Source organism: Dysgonomonas termitidis (assembly GCF_054657735.1).
Genome location: NZ_BAAHYD010000003.1, coordinates 607,135 through 628,962, shown reverse-complemented (window position 1 = coordinate 628,962; position 21,828 = coordinate 607,135). Strand labels below are relative to the sequence as shown.

18 protein-coding genes are annotated in these 21,828 nt (G+C 40.5%); 11 read left to right on the top strand and 7 right to left on the bottom strand.

The annotated features are described in order from the left end of the window. Positions 1-2: 2 nt before the first annotated feature. From ndk to ACYQ3L_RS23850, 4 genes are all read right to left on the bottom strand, one after another. Positions 3-464 (bottom strand): nucleoside-diphosphate kinase, encoded by a 462-nt coding sequence (ndk, locus tag ACYQ3L_RS23865; RefSeq protein WP_379998829.1) that lies wholly within the window; start codon positions 462-464, stop codon positions 3-5. Positions 465-862: 398 nt separating this feature from the next. Further along, positions 863-2,170, bottom strand: a complete 1,308-nt coding sequence (locus ACYQ3L_RS23860; RefSeq protein ID WP_379998827.1) for a solute carrier family 23 protein — start codon at positions 2,168-2,170, stop codon at positions 863-865. 69 nt (positions 2,171-2,239) lie between these two features. Beyond that, positions 2,240-2,365, bottom strand: a complete 126-nt coding sequence (locus tag ACYQ3L_RS23855; protein ID WP_379998825.1) for a hypothetical protein — start codon at positions 2,363-2,365, stop codon at positions 2,240-2,242. 244 nt (positions 2,366-2,609) lie between these two features. After that, positions 2,610-2,921 carry a hypothetical protein gene (locus ACYQ3L_RS23850; RefSeq protein WP_379998823.1) on the bottom strand — a complete coding sequence of 104 codons (312 nt, stop codon included), beginning with the start codon at positions 2,919-2,921 and terminating at the stop codon, positions 2,610-2,612. A 621-nt stretch (positions 2,922-3,542) separates the two neighbouring features. Here ACYQ3L_RS23850 and ACYQ3L_RS23845 point away from each other — a divergent pair. The 6 genes from ACYQ3L_RS23845 (at position 3,543) to mazG (ending at position 11,914) form a co-directional block, all read left to right on the top strand. Then, positions 3,543-4,928: an Mfa1 family fimbria major subunit gene (locus ACYQ3L_RS23845; protein ID WP_379998821.1), complete on the top strand. Its 1,386-nt coding sequence runs from the start codon at positions 3,543-3,545 to the stop codon at positions 4,926-4,928. Positions 4,929-5,014: 86 nt separating this feature from the next. Next, complete coding sequence (locus ACYQ3L_RS23840) at positions 5,015-5,947, top strand: FimB/Mfa2 family fimbrial subunit (RefSeq protein WP_379998819.1); 933 nt, start codon at positions 5,015-5,017, stop codon at positions 5,945-5,947. 20 nt (positions 5,948-5,967) lie between these two features. Then, the gene (locus ACYQ3L_RS23835) at positions 5,968-7,755 is read left to right on the top strand and encodes a hypothetical protein (RefSeq protein ID WP_379998817.1); all 1,788 of its coding nucleotides are present in this window, start codon (positions 5,968-5,970) and stop codon (positions 7,753-7,755) included. 7 nt (positions 7,756-7,762) lie between these two features. Further along, positions 7,763-8,758 carry a hypothetical protein gene (locus tag ACYQ3L_RS23830; protein WP_379998815.1) on the top strand — a complete coding sequence of 332 codons (996 nt, stop codon included), beginning with the start codon at positions 7,763-7,765 and terminating at the stop codon, positions 8,756-8,758. 276 nt (positions 8,759-9,034) lie between these two features. Beyond that, the gene (locus tag ACYQ3L_RS23825) at positions 9,035-11,071 is read left to right on the top strand and encodes a protein-disulfide reductase DsbD family protein (protein ID WP_379998813.1); all 2,037 of its coding nucleotides are present in this window, start codon (positions 9,035-9,037) and stop codon (positions 11,069-11,071) included. A 60-nt stretch (positions 11,072-11,131) separates the two neighbouring features. Continuing rightward, positions 11,132-11,914: a nucleoside triphosphate pyrophosphohydrolase gene (gene mazG, locus ACYQ3L_RS23820; RefSeq protein ID WP_379998811.1), complete on the top strand. Its 783-nt coding sequence runs from the start codon at positions 11,132-11,134 to the stop codon at positions 11,912-11,914. 15 nt (positions 11,915-11,929) lie between these two features. Here the strand turns inward: mazG and ACYQ3L_RS23815 are convergent, their stop codons facing one another. The 3 genes from ACYQ3L_RS23815 to spt form a co-directional block, all read right to left on the bottom strand. Further along, positions 11,930-13,405, bottom strand: a complete 1,476-nt coding sequence (locus tag ACYQ3L_RS23815) for a hypothetical protein (protein WP_379998809.1) — start codon at positions 13,403-13,405, stop codon at positions 11,930-11,932. A 446-nt stretch (positions 13,406-13,851) separates the two neighbouring features. Beyond that, positions 13,852-14,523: a T9SS type B sorting domain-containing protein gene (locus ACYQ3L_RS23810; RefSeq protein WP_379998807.1), complete on the bottom strand. Its 672-nt coding sequence runs from the start codon at positions 14,521-14,523 to the stop codon at positions 13,852-13,854. 162 nt (positions 14,524-14,685) lie between these two features. After that, positions 14,686-15,894 carry a serine palmitoyltransferase gene (spt, locus tag ACYQ3L_RS23805; RefSeq protein WP_379998805.1) on the bottom strand — a complete coding sequence of 403 codons (1,209 nt, stop codon included), beginning with the start codon at positions 15,892-15,894 and terminating at the stop codon, positions 14,686-14,688. A gap of 269 nt (positions 15,895-16,163) precedes the next feature. Between spt and ACYQ3L_RS23800 the strand changes: the two genes are divergently transcribed. The 5 genes from ACYQ3L_RS23800 (at position 16,164) to ACYQ3L_RS23780 (ending at position 21,817) form a co-directional block, all read left to right on the top strand. Next, a complete protein-coding gene (locus tag ACYQ3L_RS23800) occupies positions 16,164-17,051 on the top strand; it encodes a murein hydrolase activator EnvC family protein (RefSeq protein ID WP_379998803.1) in 888 nt (295 codons plus the stop codon). A gap of 8 nt (positions 17,052-17,059) precedes the next feature. Continuing rightward, positions 17,060-18,208 carry a 1-deoxy-D-xylulose-5-phosphate reductoisomerase gene (locus ACYQ3L_RS23795; protein WP_379998801.1) on the top strand — a complete coding sequence of 383 codons (1,149 nt, stop codon included), beginning with the start codon at positions 17,060-17,062 and terminating at the stop codon, positions 18,206-18,208. 15 nt (positions 18,209-18,223) lie between these two features. Next, positions 18,224-19,594, top strand: a complete 1,371-nt coding sequence (gene rseP / locus ACYQ3L_RS23790) for an RIP metalloprotease RseP (protein WP_379998799.1) — start codon at positions 18,224-18,226, stop codon at positions 19,592-19,594. 87 nt (positions 19,595-19,681) lie between these two features. Continuing rightward, positions 19,682-20,632 (top strand): methylenetetrahydrofolate reductase, encoded by a 951-nt coding sequence (locus tag ACYQ3L_RS23785; RefSeq protein ID WP_379998797.1) that lies wholly within the window; start codon positions 19,682-19,684, stop codon positions 20,630-20,632. A gap of 60 nt (positions 20,633-20,692) precedes the next feature. Continuing rightward, entirely contained in the window at positions 20,693-21,817 is a 1,125-nt protein-coding gene (locus ACYQ3L_RS23780) for a DNA polymerase III subunit (RefSeq protein ID WP_379998795.1), read from the top strand. The last annotated feature ends 11 nt before the right edge of the window (positions 21,818-21,828 follow it).

The window sequence follows — 21,828 nt, the reverse complement described above, 5'->3', positions numbered from 1 at the left end:
ATTTAGATCTCGTCACATGCATACAAGTGTGCATATGTAGATAGTTTATAATCAAAAATCTCGTTATCTGTAAAGAATCTTTTTAATTCTATTTTTGCCGATTCTGCGGAATCCGAAGCATGTACAATATTTTCCTGGGCACTTACCGAAAAATCGCCTCTGATTGTTCCCGGAAGAGCCTCTCGTCCGTTAGTCACCCCGATTAGAGAACGAACGACTTTGGCCGCATCAATCCCCTCCCAGCATTGAATTATAACGGGGCATATTTGCATAGAATCCTTTACTCGCTGAAAAAACGGGCGTTCTTTCAAATGAGCATAATGTTCGTTTAAAATAGTGTCGGTCAATTGCATCATTTTCATTCCTGCTAAACGTAAACCTTTCTTTTCAAAGCGGGAAATAACCTCTCCCATCAACGCTCGTTGAACGCATGAAGGTTTCAGAATAACAAGGGTTTTTTCCATAATTCAGGCCTCGAAATAAATGCGGTTTAGTTTATATAACCGTCAAATATAAAACTTATTTCAAAAGCTCGCAACCCCAATTCCTTTAAAAAAGGACTATTTAACAGCATTTTAAGTATGTTTTACAGCATATTTCCGGATAAACCACTTAAAAATAGGGATATAACGGCTACGCCGGAAATCACACCGATTAACTTATTATAACATGGTGAAAATTCGGCATTTATTATATTTAATGCTGAAAAAAGGTATAAAATTGTGCAGGATATACAAGGGAATACCTTATATTAAGGAGTATATCCCTGAGCCGTCAGGGGTCCGGAAATAAAGGAAAACGAGTATGGATTATAAATACAAATGAGATAATTTACAATCCATAACCCGCAATTAGTTTATGCTTAATCTTTAAACATTTCGTCAAAATCAACGACTTGTTTACCGGGCAATACCTGGTTTAACACCACTCCTATGATAGAAGCCAGCGCCATGCCCTCGAGTGAAAATGTTTTTCCTATATGAATCGCTGCACCGCCGATACCGATAACCAGAATAACCGATGATATGATAAGGTTACGTTTGCGGCTGAAATCCACTTTATTCTCCACCAACATACGCAGACCGCTGGAAGCGATAATACCAAACAATAAGATAGAAACCCCTCCCATAACCGGAGTCGGAATGGTAGTAAGCAAGGCCGCTATTTTACCGCAAAAGCCAAACAGTATGGCAAAGACGGCGGCACCGACAAACAGATAGATACTGAACGCACGTGTAATAGCCAACACTCCGATATTCTCGCCGTATGTTGTTACCGGAGGTCCTCCGATAGAAGCGGCAATCATTGTAGCAACACCATCGCCCAACATGGAACGATCCAGTCCCGGATCTTTTATAAGGTCTTTATTTACAACTTTGCTGAGTACCAACTGATGACCGATATGTTCGGCAATAGGAACGATAGCCACAGGAACCATCATCAGGAATATTCTCCATGTAAATGATGGTGTATAATGAACAAAAGGCACTTCGAATGGGGGCAACTGAATCCATTTGGCATCTATAACTGCCTGCAGGTCAACAACACCCAGGATTATAGAAAATACATACCCCCCTACAATACCCACAAGTACAGGTATTACACTCAGGAAACCACGGGTAAATATAGCTGTGAGAATAGTTATAGTAAGAGTAACCAAACCAACTATCACATAAGTAAGGTCGTAATCTCCGGCCGGATTATTTGTTGACATATTCACTGCTGTCGCCGAAAGCCCCAATCCAATAACCATGATAACAGGACCTACAACTACAGGTGGCAATAATTTCATCAGCCATTTAGTCCCCGCCTTAGTAATAACAAGAGCTACAACGGAATAAGTCACCCCTACAAGAAAACTACCAACCAGAAAACTCCCCATACCCACTCCTGACGCAGGATCAAGTTCTAAAGCCTTTACGGCGATAATAGGATTGATAAAGGCAAATGAAGACCCCAGATAAGACGGTACCTTCCCCTTCGTTATTGCTATAAAAACAAGCGTACCTATACCGCTGGAGATCAATGCTACTGCAGGGCTCATTCCTGTCAGGGCCGGAACTAAAACCGTAGCGCCAAACATGGCAAACAGATGCTGGATACTCAACAGCAACCATTGCGCCGGTCTCGGTTTTTCTTTAATTCCCAATACTACTTTTTTCTCTTCCATTCTTAAATTTGTTTTTCATATTACCAATTAAGCATAAAAAAAGCCGAAAACTAAATATCGGCTCTGTATTTAAAGATCTATTCCCTTAGACTTCTTTTTCTTTATCATAATGTATGCACCTACCCCAAGTACCAGTATCAGATAATCTCCTCCCACATAACGCAACACTCCGTTACGTGCTTCTGTTTTCTTCACTTCCGAAGGACCAGTCCCTTCCCTGAGGAGCCTTATACCTTCTGCATCCGGTGTGCGTCAAGGCTTTCCTGCATTCCCATTAGTACAAAAAATAGAAATGTTATCAATAATAACCGTTCCATTCTGAGTAGTCCTTTTTTATAATAGTTTGTGTAATGTAAATCAGGCGCAAATGTAATAATTATTTATATAATTCCTATACGCATCCTACGAAATATTATTCTTACATAAAATTCTGTTTTAATCAATCACCGGCATCCGGTGTTATCGAAAGCAATACCTTTCCATCCTGGCTGTATATCATCCGTACAAGATCACCGGTATCCACATTCTCATACAAAGATTTATTCACTTCGTAGCTACAGTCATCAATGATAAGGTAGTATTTTTCCTCCGGTTCCGCTTCCTGCGCCCATGTACTGATCAATGTACCTCCTAACACAGGGGAAGGTATCGCTGTATCATTCTCTTCATAATCCAGCAGGACTTCTTTATCCTGTAATTTTTCTATTCTGACCAACACTTTAGAATCTGTCGTTTTGTTTATTGATTTCATAGCTTCAACTTTTAGTAATCATAAGCAATCAGCAATAATTGATGTAACGCTCCTGACGGCAGCAGACAAGGACAAAAAATCATGTGCCTCCGTGCCCTATAATACTGCAATAAACCGGGCTCATCATTTAATTCTATTTTTTAACATTAAGAATTTAAATATCACAAAGTTACAATTTATTTTCCTCCAATTATACATCAAAAACAGGAAATAAAACAGTATTCATCGTCAACAGAGTATATTAACATCTGTTAAAATAATATATAAAGATAAAGTTATATATAACTATAAATATATCAGTGTAATAATTTTAATGATTTATTCAGAACTTTTTATATTCTAAGGCGTTATAGTAGGGAAAGAGGACAACAGCATAAAGCATAAAGAATCAGGGTATAAAAATTTGAATTAGAGTATAAAACTTAAAACTCCATTTTTAGGGCATAATCATTAAAGACGTAGTAACTGTATTTTTTTTATTGCAGAATATATTTCAGAATCCAGATAATATATTGGGCAATGAAGGGGAGATTACTATGTGTAAAAATGAATCCTTTGAATTTTCAACAAACACAAATAACCGACAATAAGAGTCTTGTAATAAATCAATTAAGAAGCATTATGAATTCCAAAAAGTATTTTTTAGCATCTGCTATTGTACTCGGCTTTATAGCCTGTAGCAATAATGACACAGAGGATACAGAAGGCGGTGAGGCCGAAGGCTCTCCGACCTATATCAATTTATCCATCTCCCTTCCTAAAGGCTCAACAAAGGCTTTACCGGGAGATTACAACCCTGATGGAGAATATGTAGGAAATGACGGCATACAAACGCTCGACGTTTATATGCTCGGAACAGATAAAACGATGGAAGCAAAACGGTTCTCGGGTACGGATCTGTCCGCCAGCGGAACGGTCATTTCTCCCAGCCAGCCGTTCAGAACTACATCCGGCACAAAAGTTGTTTACGTTGTATTAAACAGTCCCAATCCATTAGGTACAACCACGCCTGCGAGCAATAACCTTTTACCCATTGCAGGTCTGGCACAGATTAAAACTGTCTCCGGAGTAAACTATGATGTTATCACGATGACCGGAAAGAGCTCCCCTACATATATTGAGCCGGATATAACCGTCCAGGAAGTAACTACAGGGACCAATAGAATAAGCATACAAGCAGAACGTATTGCTTCCCGCGTCATCGTAACCTCCACAGCATCAACCGACCTGTTAGATGACAACGGAGCTAAAATAGGAACAATCTCCAATATGACTTACTCTGTAGCACAAGGTACCAACAAAGTTTACTTCTCATCCCAAACGGATCATGTTACCTGGGGTAGCTCCTATGTACCTGCCTTAGGTACTTACAGTACCGATGCGCCCCAATATTATGATTATGCGGATTTAACGACACCTGCTACTGTTCCGGCAAGACCTATCGCCGGTGACGGATATAAATCCCTCCGGGGAAAATTTTTATTTGAAAACACCCATACAGAAGGCGATGTAAAAACATCTCAGTACAAAAAGGGTAACACTGCATATGTATTAGTCAGGGCCAAATTCACTCCTCTGCCATCTGCTATAGCTGATGGAGGTGCTCTTACTAACGGCACATTCTACGTGGGGGAAACCGATGGGAAAATATACTCTACCAAAGGAGCAGCACAAGCTGCCGTTCAAAATCAGAAAGTAGCACTATATGAAGGAGGGAAAATGCTTCAATACGCATGGCTTAATCCTGATAATACTGCAAAACCCCTCAATTCGCCTGTGGTAAGAAATAATATTTATCACATAAATATTTCTGCTTTCAAGAAAATAGGACTTAACTGGAATCCTTTGGTTCCGGGCACAGACAATCCGGACCCTAAGCCCGGTAATCCGGACGAACCGCAAACCCCTATTGATCCAGTGGACCCGTTATCTCCTGAACAAACATATATGACAGTTGATATATCTATTCTGGACTGGACTGTACATTCTTATGATATAGAGTTATAATATAAGAGACCCCAAATATCCTTTGGGGCATGCCAATCCCCAAAGGATATAATTACAAACTTATACTGCTAATTGAAATAACAAAAATGAATTTAAGTAGTAAACCAATTCTGTTGACGGGTTTGATTATTCTCTCCATTTTCTCGGGATGTATCAAAGATGATTATAAAGATTGTGTACAGGGAATAAATGTAAACTTTTATTCCAAATCATCGTGCGATATTGACGTTAGTTATCCCGAACAGATAAAAAACCTCACGATTGGTGTATTTGATAAGAATGGCATATTAGTTTCTTCCAGGCAGTTAAATGATACAAAATTACAGAAAGACTTCCGTCAGACCATTGAAACCGAAAGCGGGCTCTACACTGTTATAGCATGGTCAGGAATAAATGCTGACCTTTATGATCTTATAACACTTAAAGTAGGATCGACTACAAAAAACGGACTGCTTTTTCGCTTAAAGCGGGCTGCACAGAAAGCATCAAGTATAAACGGCACCAGGGTATATTACGGGGAAAGCCCTGCTGTATATGTACCGCAAGCCGATAACTCGGAATCAATTTTTGAAAATACGGCTGTCAATATGCAGGAAATTACCAATCGTATTGAGATTTCAGTCGAAGGATTATTAAAGGCAGAAGAATATGAAATTGAAATAGAGTCGGATAACGGTTCTATGAATATAGACGGAAGTGTCGCTTCTGACGAAGTGATAGAACATTCCGCAGAACATATAGTAAGAGGTGGGGTTATGGAAGCCCGTTTTACACTGCTTAAACTTGAAACAGGACATAATAATAATATCATAATAAAAAGCAAGCTCAACGGAGCCGAACTATACAGAGGTAGCCTGCTAGGGACCCTGTTATTGAAGAATCCGGACGTAAATCTGGCTTGCGACCATGATTTTATAATCAGATTTACAACCAGAGACCAATGTAGTTGCGGAACATACACCATTATGGAAATATGGGTCAATAACTGGCTGGTACATAGTTATGAAACTGAGATATAATCAGAAGAAATCAAGATGATATGAAACCGGTTGGTAACATAACAAAAAAAATAAAATGTTTTATAATTATCTTCTCCTCCCTGTTTTTAGCTACAAGTTGCAGCAATGATGACCAGGGAAAGGTCCCGGATAACGAAGACGAAGCTGTTATTTCACTATCGTTGAAAGCTTCATCCTCTGGCATTAACGAAGATAAGGTAAACTGGGAGGATCGTGTAGATGAACTGCGGATGCTCGTATTCAACACGTCTGACGGACAAATAGTATTCAATCAAAAACTATATTTTCCGAATGGCTTTGCCAATCATAGTAAAAGTATTATTATACGCCCGGGCACTTACGATTTTTACTTTATTGCCAATGAGTCGGTTTACACCAAAGATTTCGTATCGGCACTTATGGCTATTGAAAATAAATCGCAATTTTCTACAGATGCCCGGTTCCTCAATTTGCAATACAATCCTGATTTCATTCCCAGTGAAACTGAGCGAAACGGACGTTTTGTTATGTCTGGCATATATGATAATATTTCGGTTATAAGTGGTGGCACCGAGCAAAATCCCGCTTCGCTGGCTATTCCGACAGGAAAAGTCGAACTGATAAGATCTTTGGCTAAAGTAGATGTGATTTTCAGAAAAAAAGTAGCAGGAAGCAATATTCCGGCAAATACTATTACCTCCGTACAATTATCAAACATAGCGGCCGACTTATCAATTCCTCCGGTAGATAATTACTATAACGGACAAAAGACAAACTCAAAGCCGGCTGATATTTCCGGACTTGATTATGGAAACGATAGTATCGGGGCTGTTACATTCTTTATTCCCGAATTTCTTATTCAGGAAAACAGTACGGATTTTACCGAACTGCACATCAACAATAAAGCCTTCCCGATAGAAACAGATCAGGGAAAAAGCGGAATTGCTCTACAAAGACGAAATATCCCCTCCATATCGTCCAATAGTGTTATACGCAATTATCACTATATAGTGAATGCTTATGTCAACTCTCAGGGCGGTATCCAGATTAAAGCATATATTGAGCCCTGGAATAAAGATGAATACAAATATATTTTCCACGGAGATAAAACGATTGCAGTCCCCCCTGTAATCCCTACCGACTCAAGTGTTATTATCATCCCTGTTTTGTGCGAAACTTCAAGGAAGATTGAAATACTGAACAAAGATGAAATTTTGCCACAAGGTCTGCAAGGAGCATATGGTGATGTGGTAAATTACTGGGATCCTGTAATTCAAGGCCCTTCAATAACGCGGGGAAGCCCTCCGTACTATTGCGAAAAGAAATATGGTGAAGGCTGGCGCCTTATCAATTCATGTGAAATGATGTCTTTCCTTACATTATTTGATCAGACATACAGAATCTGGCAATCCAATACATGGGAAGGTGTAAGTTACAATCTGCCATTCTACCCATTACCTTTCAGGCAGGAAGCACAGGCTCTATTGCAAAGATTAACAGGCGTGGATCTATCCGGCATAGTACTTTCTGATAATGGAAAAGACAATCTGGGCGATATTAAACTGGATGTTATTGACCGGTTCTTTACTCCCGGTGATATTATGATAAGAGAGACCGATTATCCGGGAGGATGGCCTTATTCTGCCCCTCCGAATAACAGTGGTTTAGCTTGGTTTTATTCTGAAGTAGTAGTTCAGGTTAGAGCATATTGGTACGCTGGCTACCTGGATCTCAGTATTCCCGGAAATAGAGAAAAAGTCCTTTACGAACAGTTTGAAAGGTACGATTTCAGTAGTACCATTTCACGTTGTGTAAGAGTTGTAGAATAAAATTGACATGCAAAAAATATATTATTACATATTATCAATAATACTGCTCCTCTTTTATTCAAGCTGCAGTGAAAATACGGAAGACTATCCAGGTAATAACCGCAAGAGTGTTTCAATAAAGCTTATACAATATGCAGGGTTCAGTACCAAGGTTATCGATGGAGATAATCTGCAAAGTGAACAAACCGTAAAAAATATCAGTGTCTTTTTTACGGAGCCATCATCAAATGTGATTACGAACAAATATGTGTATTCCGGATTTTCGTCTGTTGATGATTATAAATTGATAACGTTACCATTAGATCCCGCTACCGTACTTCGTAAAGATATCTATATTGTCGCTAATTATGACAATACAGCCACACTTAACAGTGTTTCAACTGTCGATGCCTTAAAAGCACTGACTACCCCGGCTGTAGACAAAAGGAATAATCTGGCTCCCGCAAATGGCTTCTGTATGTATGGTTCTACTCTCAACTTCAACTTTAATGATGCCGCTCACAGCCCGGCAGTTGTCGATTTAGTCAGATCCTGTGCAAAGATAAGGATAAACGTTACTTTTCCGGAGAACCCGACTTTAAGCACAAATAACAGTTTTTTGATACAGAATGCAGCTAAATACACTTACGTTATTGGCAGAACAAAAAACAATCTTCCAACTACAGATTATTTTACATATGCTGCACCCATCGCTCTTGTAGACAATGGTGCTCACGTGTACACCCAAACGACTTATGTTTACGAAGCAGACAATGCTCCTGTATTATATATTTACACTTATATGGGCGGGGGTTCTACTATGCAGGAATTCTCTGTCACTCTGCCAAAACCGATCCGGAACCAGTTATTCGATATATCTATCGAAATCTATTCAGGTAACTCTCCGACGGGCACCAAAAGCATAAACGAGAATAATACTGACAAGCCCGCCTACAAATATAAAAGTATGGTAAATATATATGACGAAAAAGGGCGCAAAGTCACATACTGTATCATGAATTGAAGAGATAACGTAAGTCGATAATAGATTGTAATATTTTGAGAATCGCTCTGCAGGCATACTTGCTCCGGGCGATTCTTTTATCATCATATACATCAGATCTATCAACTTGCATTTGCAATATCATAAAGATATTATTACAAAGGAGGCATATCCCTGTAACAACAAATTAAAGTATATTACCCAAATAATCTAAAAAAGAGATTGTCACTCTGCTATTATACACTCTTTTTTTTAACTTTGTCATTCTTATAAATAATATAATAACCATCGATATAGATGTTGTTTATGAAAAAAACATTATTATACCTGATTTTATCAGTTCTATCAATAACTGGAATATATGCCCAGGATCCTGCAACATGGACAGTTAAGCTTGTAGACAAGGGAAACGGCGAAGTAGAATTAACCGCTAATTTTAAAATTGATCCTACATGGCACCTTTACGACATACACATTCCCGAAGGTGGTCCTATGCCGACCAGCCTGACCATAGACAACCTGAAAGGCGCAACCAAAGCAGGTGAATTTAAAGCTGTAAACTCAAAACTGAAAAAGAGTTACGATGAAATATTCCAGATGGAAATCGGGTATTACGAAACACAGGCTACATTCATACAGCGCCTGAAAGTTACGGACAAAGCTGCATTTATACTCGAAGGAGATTTACGCTCCCAGGTATGCAGCGAAGTAGACGGACAATGTATCCCTATAAAAATAGATTTGAATTTCAAATCCAAAGATCTACCGGCAACATTGGTTCCCGCCAGCGGAATATCTACCGGAACCGCAGACGAAACCCCATCTGTAGATACAGCAACATCAGACTCATTAAATCAGATGGCGGCAACACCTGCCAGTAACAGCGACCTATGGATGCCTGTGATAGAAGAAGTGAGAGCCTATGGTGCGGCCGGAGATACTTCCGACCAATCATTGTTCTGGATATTTCTGGGAGGTTTCGGCGGGGGGCTTCTGGCCTTACTTACACCTTGTGTATGGCCGATGATACCTATGACTGTCAGCTTTTTCCTGAAACGGAACAAAAAGAACAAAGGCAAGGCTATAAAGGATGCCATGACTTACGGCTTGGGCATCATTATTATATATGTTGCATTAGGATTGCTTATCACAGCTATATTCGGCGCAAGTGCACTGAATGATCTGGCAACCAGCGCTATTTTCAATCTGATATTCTTTGCCCTGCTGGTTGTTTTCGCCATATCGTTTTTCGGCGCGTTCGAACTGGTTTTACCTTCTTCATGGACGAATAAGATGGACCAGAAGGCCGATTCTACGACAGGTATTATCAGCATTTTCTTCATGGCATTTACGCTGGCTTTGGTTTCATTCTCCTGCACAGGGCCTATTATAGGGACATTGCTGGTACAAGCTGCCGGCTCAGGTTCGATTGTCGCCCCTGCAATAGGAATGTCTGGCTTTGCATTGGCTCTGGCTATACCATTCTCGTTATTTGCGATATTCCCGTCATGGCTCGAAAGCATGCCTAAATCGGGAGGATGGCTCAATTCGGTTAAAGTCGTGCTAGGCTTTCTGGAATTGGCTTTAGCTCTCAAATTCTTCTCTGTAGCCGATTTGGCTTATGGATGGGGCATACTTGACCGTGAAGTGTTCCTTGTATTGTGGATTGCCATTTTTGCATTACTTGGCGTTTATCTGTTGGGTAAACTTAAATTACCGCACGATAGCGACCTGAAACATGTATCTGTGCCACGCCTCTTTTTGGCTATCATCTCATTTGCATTTGCCATTTATATGATCCCGGGCTTGTGGGGGGCGCCACTGAAATCGATAAGCGCTTTCTCTCCTCCGTTATTTACCCAGGATTTCAGTCTGTATAAGGGTGAAGTTCATGCCATTTTCGATGATTATGAAACCGGTATGGAATATGCCCGTAAGAACAATAAGCCTGTGATGATAGACTTTTCGGGATATGGTTGTGTCAACTGCCGCAAAATGGAGGCTTCCGTATGGACCAATGCCCGTGTGAAAGACCTTCTTGAAAAGGATTATGTGCTGATAACATTGATGGTGGACGACAAGAAGAAATTGCCGGAGGTTATAGAGGTGGAAGAAAACGGCAAAACAACTAAGCTAAAAACAATCGGAGATAAGTGGAGTTACCTGCAACGGCATAAGTTTGGGACCAATTCCCAACCATACTATGTATTGCTCGACCATGCGGGAAAACCAATAGGCCCTTCATACGCCTACGATGAAGATGTGAACAAGTATATCGACTTCCTGAATAAGGGACTCACCAATTTCAAGAAAGCAAAAGAAGAAACAAAATAAAGGACGAGGAAGCAGGTTTGAAAGATCCTGCTTTTTCTCTAAATAGTAAAATAAGCGACTATGCATACAAAAGAACAAAAGCTGGAAGCATTCGGCAGGCTTCTCGACATCATGGACGAACTACGGGTAAAATGTCCCTGGGATGCCAAACAAACAAACGAAAGTCTGCGCACAAACACAATCGAAGAAGTATACGAACTCTGTGAGGCCATCATTAAAAACAATGATAACGAGATTAAGAAAGAACTGGGAGATGTGCTTCTTCACGTCATATTCTATGCAAAAATAGGAGAAGAAAAAGAAACCTATGATATTGCCGATGTATGCAACGCCCTATGCGACAAACTCATATTCCGCCACCCCCATGTATTCGGTAATGATGCAGCCAAGACAGCCGGCGATGTGGAGAAATCATGGGAGCAACTCAAACTGAAAGAAAGAGGCGGAAACAAAACCATCCTCGAAGGAGTACCGGCATCCTTACCTTCGATCGCTAAAGCCCACCGGATACAGGATAAAGCTCGTAATGCCGGATTTGACTGGAAAAAGAAAGAGGATGTATGGGATAAGGTTTCGGAAGAGTTCACAGAACTGAAAAATGAAATAGCGAATATGGATGCCGATAAGACAGAAGCTGAGTTCGGAGATATGTTTTTCAGCCTGATTAACGCAGCCCGCCTGTATAAGGTCAATCCCGATAATGCATTGGAACGTACAAACCAAAAGTTTATCCATAGGTTCAACTATATCGAACAAGCGGCAAAGAAGCAGGGGAAAATCCTGAAAGATATGACCCTGTCCGAAATGGATGCCTTATGGGAGGAGGCCAAGAAAGCTGAATAAAATACGGGCATACGATTAAAAGCAAACCGCCACGCCCAGATTCACTGCGCTATTCCCATAATTCGCCCTTACCTTATTAGCGATGGAATATGGTGTATAATGATATTCGAGATACAGCCCTACTTTCTTATACCGGATATTCACGCCACCAAAGACATCTAATGTTTCAAAACTATACCATTTGCTTTCTCCGTCATCGTAATATTCTTTTTCCAGATCGGTCTGAACTGAAATCACCCCGGCCCCTGCATAGGTGGTCCAGTAAACATTTCTGGCGGCCTCCTGCTGATAACGGAAACGCGCGTTCACATTCACTACTACATCGGCTTTTGTAGCATAGGGCTCTTTCCGGTAATAATAATCGAAAAGTTCCCGGCTTACAGGAAAAGCCACCTGAAAACCGATATCCACGGCCATTACTTTCTTTATGGGATAGCCTATATAAGCGCCAATAGATGGAGCCGCTTTATACGCATTCCTCAAACTGCCTAGCGGCAACCAGCTTCCGGCACGGATCTCGATAAGGTTTACAAGATATTCTTTCTCCCCGGGCTCTTGTTTCCTGCTTTCTTCAAACTGAGGTATATCGAACTGGTTATATGCGGTATCCGGCAATACAGGTATGCTCATCACTTCCTGTAAAAGCGGGGCCAGTTCATAGTCATTCCTGTTATATCCGTAATTACTCAATACACAACTTATATATCGCCCCCTGACCTCCTGCACTATATAATAAACTATCAGCGGGTTTGTTCTCCGTCCAAATCCTGACTTTTGTTTATACACCACACGGTGGGCAAGGGAAGGAATCCCTTCGAATACGACATCGATATCATCCTCAGCCAGTATATCCATATTCTCATTTATATTGGCTTCAATACGTGTATTGATATCCAGATTGGCACTTTCGAACGATGGAAACTCCGACCAGCTCATCTGTCCGCCTTTACAGTTCACATTATGCGGACTCATCCAGGCACATGCCGAACCGAGATTTATTTCCCGACCGGCGAACGAAATAGAATTAGCAGTCCTTTCATCCGAGATATAATATGTAAGTCCGTTTTCGAGAAATACCCTGACAACCTCCTCTTCCAATACAATATCACGCTGGTTTAGCGTCTGAAATGAGACAACTTCCACTTCTTTATCAGATTTACCGAATATATAAAATACCTGACTAAGCTTTGCCTTCGGACGATCTTTTATCTTCGATTCAGATTCTATTATCTTATTTGTTCTCTGAATTTCGGGTTCGGAATATTCGGCCAGAACCGTTTCTATATTATACTTCTTTTTTATGGCATCGATTGTCTTTTCATTATTTATCTGTCCCTTAACAGTTATAATGGCAATCTCATACCCGCTCAATTCCAGCATTACTTCACCTTTCTCATTCCTTAACCCCTGCATACCTGCGAGATTATACTCCTGAGAAAACATGGATGCCGAAAGCAGGATAAAAAGGACGAACAACAGGATGTATTTCATATTTATAGTTACTGGTTATGTCTCAAATATAGTTTTTTTTATCAGAACTTAGCAATCTCTCTCTTATTATTAGGGCAAACCCTTCAAATCAATTAATCTCTATCGAAAAGTCTTACAGGGGTGTAATGCATATCCCATTTTTTTGCCCAGCTTATTGTTCAGTGCAGCATACACATCGTAAATAACAGTGAATAAACATAATACCCTTACACTTAAAACTTACCACTCATAAAAAGTTGACAAAGTTGACACTTTTTATACTATTTTTTACTTTGTCAATTTAGCTTCGTCAATTGATAATTCTATTCAACTTTCACTTTTCCGTTTCCAACTTTTTATTTCCCCGGAGAGCATCAATTAAAAGCCGGAGTAAATAACTATAGATAAAATTATAATGATAAAACAACAAATTAGAGGTACAATAAAAATTTATTTCAACAGCCATTTCAGCGGGAACGGAGAATATTTATATCCCCTCCCCTTTTATATCTGATTCCATCAGAGCCCAAAGCATCTATTACATAGTAGTAAACCCCGGTATTCACATATTTCCCTTTATATGTCCCGTCCCAGCCCTTAGCCGGATCGGTAAATTCAAAGAGTTTTTGCCCCCAACGATTGAAAATAGTGCACTTAAATTTCACGATAGACCTGTATGCAACCCGAAACTCGTCATTCGCACCCGGAGAATCTCCCGGAGAAAAATAATTAGGCTGATCCAGATAAGATTCGGAAATAGTAAATGAGAATGTATCTTCAGACGTATTGGAATCATTGTCTGCAACCTCCAGTTTCATAATATATTCTCCAAATTCTTCGAAGGTATATCTTGTTATATCCTTATCCGAATAACGTGCTACAGGATTCTCCAAATCCCCCTTCTTGTAGAGAAGCCATGTATAATAGACAGCCTTACTGCCTCCGGAGCCATAGAAACTGAATGTCGCCGGAGCCGAGAATATCTTATTTTTTATCTCTTCTTCGGTTATTGTTTCATTTGCCGCATCCCGCCTTTCCACTTCATAGCTGATACGGGCTTCAAGTTCAGCCCCCGTATCCTGAGCCGCCAGACGCAGTGATACAATGACTATAAACAATAATAGAGATATCTTTTTCATAAGCACCTGTTTATAAACGCAACATTATTTAATCGTAACCAACTATTATTGTTGCAGACACAAAAGTAATAAATAGGTTCGCTACTAAACAATAAACCCTCTATCTTTTAACGGACAGAGGGCTATCTTATTTTGTAATACAGTTATATAATGTCGCTCTGCCTATCGGGCATCAGCTTCCAGGGATATTCCTGCTTTTTTGAATACTTTTTCTATTTTCTCAAAAGCTATATCAACCTGTTCTTTGGTATGTGTAGCCATCAGAGAGAAACGGATCAGGGTATCTGCCGGAGCAACAGCCGGAGACACTACAGGGTTAACAAAGATGCCTTCTTCGAAAAGCCATTTTGTTATCATGAACGTCTTCTCATTATCCCTGATAAATAACGGGATAATAGGAGTAGCGGTATGTCCTATCTCAAAACCTCTGCTACGGAAACCGTCTAATGCATAATTAGTAATATCCCACAAATGCTTAATGCGCTCAGGTTCCGAAATGATGATATCCAACGCTGCGCTGGCTGCTGCTGTAGCTGCCGGTGTAGCACTGGCTGTAAATATATAAGCGCGGGAATTGTGTCGCAGATAGTCGAGAATAGTTTCGCTTCCGGCGATAAATCCGCCAAGCGAAGCTAAAGATTTACTGAATGTTCCCATTATAAGTTCCACATCGTCAACTAAACCTGTTTGTTCCACAAGTCCTTTTCCACTGTAATCTTTACCGAGAACCCCTAAGCTATGAGCCTCGTCTACCATTACACTGGCGTTATATTGTTTGGCGAGTTTCACTATTTCAGGAAGGTTTGCTATATCGCCCTCCATACTGAATACCCCGTCAACCACAATAAGTTTCACCTTGTCAGGTTCACATCTTTGCAGCTGTTTTTCGAGAGATTCCATATCATTGTGACGGAATTTCAACTTTGTAGAATAAGAAACCCTTGCTCCTTCAATAATGGAAGCATGGTCCAGCTCATCCCACAATATGTAATCTTCACGCCCTGTAATACAAGATATTACACCTTGATTCACATTGAAGCCTGTCGAATAAACGATAGCATCTTCTTTGCCTACAAATTTTGCAAGCTTTTTTTCCAGTTCGATATGGATATCAAGAGTACCATTCAGGAAACGGGAACCGGCCATCCCTGTCCCATACTTACGGGTAGCTTCTATGGCTGCTTCTTTTACTTTCGGGTGATTGGTTAATCCCAGATAGGCATTTGATCCGAACATTAACACCTTTTTCCCATTTATAACGACTTCGGTGTCCTGATCGCTCTGGATTTGTCTAAAATAAGGGTAAATTCCTGCAGCCCGTGTATTTCTGGCCGCGTCGTACCGATATAACTTATCAGTTAATAAACTCATACTCAACTTACAACAAATGTAGATTATTATAACTGCATCTTAGGAACAATTTAATATTCCGAGATTTACAGGCTGCAAAAATAGCTAAAAAAAATAAGAATGCGTCCCTTTTGGAATAAATATTTAAAAAAAGGATATTTTAATACAATCTTCTGCCTCTTCTTCCCGTAATATATCGCTTTTTTCTTAAATTTGCAGATTAGTGGCTACATATGTCAAATAATTAGAATTTGAAAGCCTTTTGATGGTTAGAAAAGCCATAGCACCGAATGATAAAGAAGAAAAAAAACAAACATAATCTATGGAAGCGGTTGCACTTCAAATACCGCCTTTCCGTAATGAATGAAAATACACTTGAAGAGATATGGAAGATTAAAGCTTCTATGTTTTCAGGTGCTGTCTTGGTTCTGGTATTCGCTTTTTTTCTCATTGCAATTACATCTGCTATTATCATAGCAACACCGATCCGCTACTACCTGCCGGGTTATCTCGATGCCGAAGTAAGGGAAAAAGCAATCCGGTCGGCAATTAAGACAGACTCTCTCGAACAGCAATTGAAATATCAGGAGGCTTATATAAGTAATCTCCGCAGTATTTTTGACGGCACCCGTCAGATCGATTCGGTAAAGATTCTCGATACGATATCTGTATCCGAAAATGACCCCTTACTCAAGAAAACAGATCTGGAGAAAGAATATACCAAACGATACGAAGACGAAGAGCGGTACAACCTCTCTGTATTATCATCCAATACCACCAATCCAATGGAAGGTGTTGTATTCTTCAGGCCGGTCAGGGGAATAATAACAAACAGATTCGATCCTTCCGGCGGACACTTCGGGGTAACGATAAAAACCTCCCCTAAAGAAACGGTACTGGCAACACTGGAGGGTGTAGTCATTTTTGCCGGATATGATCTAAAGACAGGACATACAATACAAATCCAGCATAAAAACGGATTTATTTCAGTATACAGGTACAACACACTACTACTAAAGAAAACAGGAGATAAGGTGCGTACAGGAGAGGCTATAGCTATAATAGAAACCAAAGAAGAAGATGATGAAAAAGGAGAAAGTAAAACAACTCCAACGCTCGAATTTGAACTTTGGTATAGAGGCAATGCCGTAAATCCTGAAAACTATATATCTTTCTAAAACCACATATGAAAAGGAATATTGCAATACTAGGCTCTACAGGATCAATTGGAACACAAGCGCTCGATATAGTCAGAGAAAATCCTGACCATTTTGAAATATACGCACTAACCGCCAATGAAAATATAGATTTACTCATCAGACAGGCAGAGGAGTTCTCCCCTGAGGTCGTAGTCATTGCCAACGAAAATAAATATACCCAACTAAAAGAGGCCCTACAGCATTTACCGATCAAAGTATGGGCCGGAAGCGAGTCGATAGCACAGGTAGTGCAAAGCGAACCTATCCACATGGTACTAACCGCTATGGTTGGCTACTCGGGTCTGAAGCCCACTATAAACGCCATAAAAGCAGGAAAAGTAATTGCTTTGGCAAACAAAGAGACTCTGGTTGTTGCAGGTGAACTGATTACCAGCCTGGCCATTGAGCATAAAGTACCGATATTGCCTGTCGATTCGGAGCACTCTGCCATATTCCAATGTCTCAACGGTGAACGCTCTCCTATCGAAAAGATTATCCTTACTGCATCCGGAGGCCCGTTCAGAAACCATTCTGCACAACAACTGGCAATAGTTACAAAGGCCGAAGCCCTGAAACATCCCAACTGGGACATGGGAGCAAAAGTTACGATCGATTCGGCATCCCTGATGAATAAAGGACTGGAAATGATAGAAGCCAAATGGCTGTTTGATGTCACCCCCGACCAGATTGAGGTTGTTGTGCATCCGCAATCCATCATACACTCGATGGTACAATTCGAGGATTCGTCCATCATCGCACAATTGGGACTACCCGACATGCATCTGCCGATACAATACGCGTTGGCTTACCCCAACAGATTGAAATCGAATTTCGAACGGCTCGACTTCTTCAAACTGAAAACAATGACATTCGAAAAACCCGACATAGAGCGATTCCGCAACCTGGCATTTGCTTTCGAGGCCGCGCGGGTAAAAGGAAATATGGCCTGCATCATGAATGCGGCAAACGAAATAGCGGTAGCTGCTTTCCTGAAAGACAAAGTCGGATTTCTGGAAATGAGCGAGGTCATAGAAAAAACAATGCACAAAACAAGTTTTATTCAGGCTCCGTCGTATGAAGATTACGTGCAGACCGATACGGAAGCCCGTCACATAGCAAAAGAATTTATCAAATAACACTCTGATTTTTTAATGGAAACAATTTTAATTAAAGCGTTACAATTAATCCTAAGTTTATCGATACTGGTTATTATACATGAGTTCGGGCATTTCTTATTCGCCCGCCTCTTCAAGATAAGAGTTGAGAAGTTCTATTTATTCTTCAATCCGTGGTTCTCCCTGTTCAAATATAAGCCAAAGAACAGCGATACAGAATACGGAATCGGATGGTTGCCATTAGGCGGATATGTGAAAATATCGGGAATGATAGACGAATCGATGGATAAGGAGCAAATGGCTCTTCCCCCCCAGCCATGGGAGTTCCGCTCCAAACCGGCATGGCAACGTCTGCTTGTGATGGTAGGCGGTGTTTTGTTCAATTTCATACTGGCTATCATCATCTTCTCTATGATGCTGTTTGTATGGGGTGATGAATACCTGCCTCTGAAGAATGTAAAAGATGGGATGGTTTTCTCCGAAACAGTAAAAAGAAACGGAGGATTTCAGGATAAAGATATACTGGTGAGCGCCGACGGCAAAGAACTTGTTTTGGGACGCGGGGTTCTCGATATGAATACATTTATGCATTTCATCGACGCCAAGACCGTAACCATCGTACGCAATGGCAAACAAATGGAGTTGACTCTCCCCGAAAGCTTTGCCGACAGTGTAATTGCATCGAAACAAGTGGCTTATGAATATTGGTCTGCACCTGTTGTGGATAGCGTAAGCGAAAACTCCGAGGCTAAAAGAATCGGCCTGATACGCGGAGATAGCATAACCGCTCTCGATTCACAATCGATTACCTCTCAGCTGGGTATCCAAAAATATGTAACAAGGATAAGCAATAAACTGGGGGATAATGAAAAGCATACGCTGACAATCACTTTCTACAGAAACGGCGAAGTACAGACAGTTTCAGCAGCAATAGACACATCGGGCGTTATCGGTTTCACATCTTCGACAAAGATGTCCGATATTTTCTCGAAAAAGAATATGCAGACCGACCACTATGGCTTTTTCGAATCATTTCCGGCGGGAATCAACAATGGTGTAGCAACACTTAAAGGATACGTGGCGCAGATACGCTTTGTATTCTCCAAAGAAGGAGTGAAAAACCTGAGTGGGTTTGCCGGCATCGGAAATATGTTTCCGGCTCAATGGAACTGGTACGCATTCTGGTCTATGACTGCATTTCTGTCCATCGTACTTGCCTTTATGAATATACTCCCTATTCCGGCGCTGGACGGAGGACACATTATGTTCCTGTTATACGAAGCCATTACCAAACGGCAACCGAATGAGAAATTTATGGAATATGCACAGGTAGGCGGCATGCTGTTTTTACTCCTTCTGCTGCTAGTCGCCAACGGGAATGACATAATGAGAATCTTCTTTAAATAGGAGAGAATACCAAATCAGATAATATGACAATAAGCAAATGGATCTAAGGATGCCATAATTAACCAGTAAATAAAAAGATATTAAGATATGACCGTAACTGAATTAATAAACAAAAATGACAAAACCGCTTTTTCGTTCGAAATACTACCTCCGCTAAAAGGAAATAATATCGAAAAAGTGTATAATATCATTGATAAGCTGATTGAATTCGATCCTCAATATATTAATATAACGACACATCATAGCGAATATCTCGATCAGGAAATGCCTGACGGGTCAGTAAAGAGGGTTAACATCCGTAAACGTCCCGGCTCGGTAGCGATTGCCGCATCTATCCAGCACAAATATAATGTAACGGCTGTCCCGCACATGATATGCAAAGGATTTTCTCAGGAAGAATCCGAATATGCATTGATAGACCTGAATTTTCTGCATGTACATAATCTTCTGTTATTAAGAGGTGATACGAAACGCCTTGCTCCGGAGCAGATATATCCGAACAGGAACGAATACGCTACCGATCTGCAAGTTCAGGTGAATAAGTTCAACGAAGGCATTGCAGCCGACGGTACCACCTTTGAAAAAAATGCCACCCCGTTCGCTTACGGTATGGCATGTTATCCCGAAATACATGAGGACGCTCCAAGTATGGAATCGGACATACATTACATGAAACAAAAGGCCGACAATGGCGCTGAATATTTTGTTACCCAGATGTTTTTCGACAATGAAAAATATTTTTCATTTGTAGATAAATGCCGTAAGGCAGGAATCACTCAGCCGATTATTCCGGGTGTAAAGCCAATTGTACTGATGAGCCAACTGGAAGTGCTTCCACGGATATTCCGTTCAAGCATTCCGGAAGAACTGGCGATTGAGCTTCGCAAGTGTAAAACAGATGACGAATCTAAGGAAGTAGGTGTGGAATGGGGCATAAAGCAATGCAAGGAACTGATTGCACACGGAGTGCCAAGCCTGCACTTTTATTCATTGTTGGCGACCGAAAGCGTAAGACGGATAGCTAAAGAGATATACTAGATATTGGATTATTATTAAAAAAGTAATTCTTAACTTTATAACTTATAATTAGAAAGAAATTTGTTTTTCAAAGATATAATAGGGCAAAACGAAGTAAAAGAGCGGCTGATAAGTTCGGCAGGAAAGGGAATTATCCCTCATGCCCAGCTTTTTTGCGGACAGGAAGGAGTTGGAAAATTCCCTCTGGCACTTGCTTATGCCCAATATCTGAATTGTGAGAATCCATCGGAAACAGATTCGTGTGGTAAATGCCCGTCATGTGTAAAATATAATCATCTGGCGCATCCTGACTTACACTTTGTTTTCCCGATTATAAAAAAGGCTGCAAAGAAAAAAGAAGTTTGCGACGATTATATTACCGAATGGCGCGAATTTATCAAACAGAGCAGCTATTTCAATCTCAGCCAGTGGCTCGATCATATCGATGCAGAAAATTCGCAGGGGCTGATCTATGCCAAAGAAAGTGAAGAAATTATCCGTAAGCTGAGCTTAAGAATATATGAGGCCAAATATAAAGTAATGATTATCTGGCTTCCCGAGAAGATGCACGAATCGTGCGCCAACAAACTGCTGAAAATAATAGAGGAACCGACAGACAATACGATATTCCTATTGGTTTCTGATATTCCGGATAATATTATCACTACCATACAATCGCGTTGCCAGCGTGTCAACATACATGGTGTAAAAGAGACGGATATAACCGAGGCTTTGGAATCAGCCTATAATATCAGTCCCGAAGATGCTGCAAACGTAGCTCATCTGGCAAACGGAAACTACCTGAAGGCTTTAGAAACAATCAGTCTGAATGAGGAACATAAATTCTTTTTCAATCTCTTCATCCAGATGATGCGAGCTTCATATGCCCGCAATATAAAAGAAATAAAAGCAATCGGTAATGAAATAGCCGGAGTAGGACGCGAAAACCAGAAAGGTTTCCTGAAATACTGCCAGCGAATGATCCGCGAGTATTTTGTCAGTAACATGAGTCAGCCTGAAATGATATATCTGGCTCAGGACGAAGCAAACTTTGGAACCCGCTTCGCCCCATTCATCAACGAACGTAACATAATAGGATTTATGAACGAACTGGCCTTAGCAGAAAGGCACATAGAGCAAAATGTAAATGCAAAGATGGTATTTTTCGATCTTTGCCTGAAAATAACCATGCTTATAAAACAATAAATATAGACCCA

Bases quoted from the DNA above. Each gene is read 5' to 3' on its own strand.
- ACYQ3L_RS23825 (WP_379998813.1), top strand. From the start codon at position 9,035: ATGTTGTTTATGAAAAAAACATTATTATACCTGATTTTATCAGTTCTA.
- ACYQ3L_RS23815 (WP_379998809.1), bottom strand. From the start codon at position 13,405: ATGAAATACATCCTGTTGTTCGTCCTTTTTATCCTGCTTTCGGCATCC.
- ACYQ3L_RS23810 (WP_379998807.1), bottom strand. From the start codon at position 14,523: ATGAAAAAGATATCTCTATTATTGTTTATAGTCATTGTATCACTGCGT.
- ACYQ3L_RS23845 (WP_379998821.1), top strand. From the start codon at position 3,543: ATGAATTCCAAAAAGTATTTTTTAGCATCTGCTATTGTACTCGGCTTT.
- ACYQ3L_RS23850 (WP_379998823.1), bottom strand. From the start codon at position 2,921: ATGAAATCAATAAACAAAACGACAGATTCTAAAGTGTTGGTCAGAATA.
- ACYQ3L_RS23800 (WP_379998803.1), top strand. From the start codon at position 16,164: ATGATAAAGAAGAAAAAAAACAAACATAATCTATGGAAGCGGTTGCAC.
- rseP (WP_379998799.1), top strand. From the start codon at position 18,224: ATGGAAACAATTTTAATTAAAGCGTTACAATTAATCCTAAGTTTATCG.
- ACYQ3L_RS23795 (WP_379998801.1), top strand. From the start codon at position 17,060: ATGAAAAGGAATATTGCAATACTAGGCTCTACAGGATCAATTGGAACA.
- ACYQ3L_RS23830 (WP_379998815.1), top strand. From the start codon at position 7,763: ATGCAAAAAATATATTATTACATATTATCAATAATACTGCTCCTCTTT.
- ndk (WP_379998829.1), bottom strand. From the start codon at position 464: ATGGAAAAAACCCTTGTTATTCTGAAACCTTCATGCGTTCAACGAGCG.
- ACYQ3L_RS23860 (WP_379998827.1), bottom strand. From the start codon at position 2,170: ATGGAAGAGAAAAAAGTAGTATTGGGAATTAAAGAAAAACCGAGACCG.
- ACYQ3L_RS23835 (WP_379998817.1), top strand. From the start codon at position 5,968: ATGAAACCGGTTGGTAACATAACAAAAAAAATAAAATGTTTTATAATT.
- spt (WP_379998805.1), bottom strand. From the start codon at position 15,894: ATGAGTTTATTAACTGATAAGTTATATCGGTACGACGCGGCCAGAAAT.
- mazG (WP_379998811.1), top strand. From the start codon at position 11,132: ATGCATACAAAAGAACAAAAGCTGGAAGCATTCGGCAGGCTTCTCGAC.
- ACYQ3L_RS23785 (WP_379998797.1), top strand. From the start codon at position 19,682: ATGACCGTAACTGAATTAATAAACAAAAATGACAAAACCGCTTTTTCG.
- ACYQ3L_RS23840 (WP_379998819.1), top strand. From the start codon at position 5,015: ATGAATTTAAGTAGTAAACCAATTCTGTTGACGGGTTTGATTATTCTC.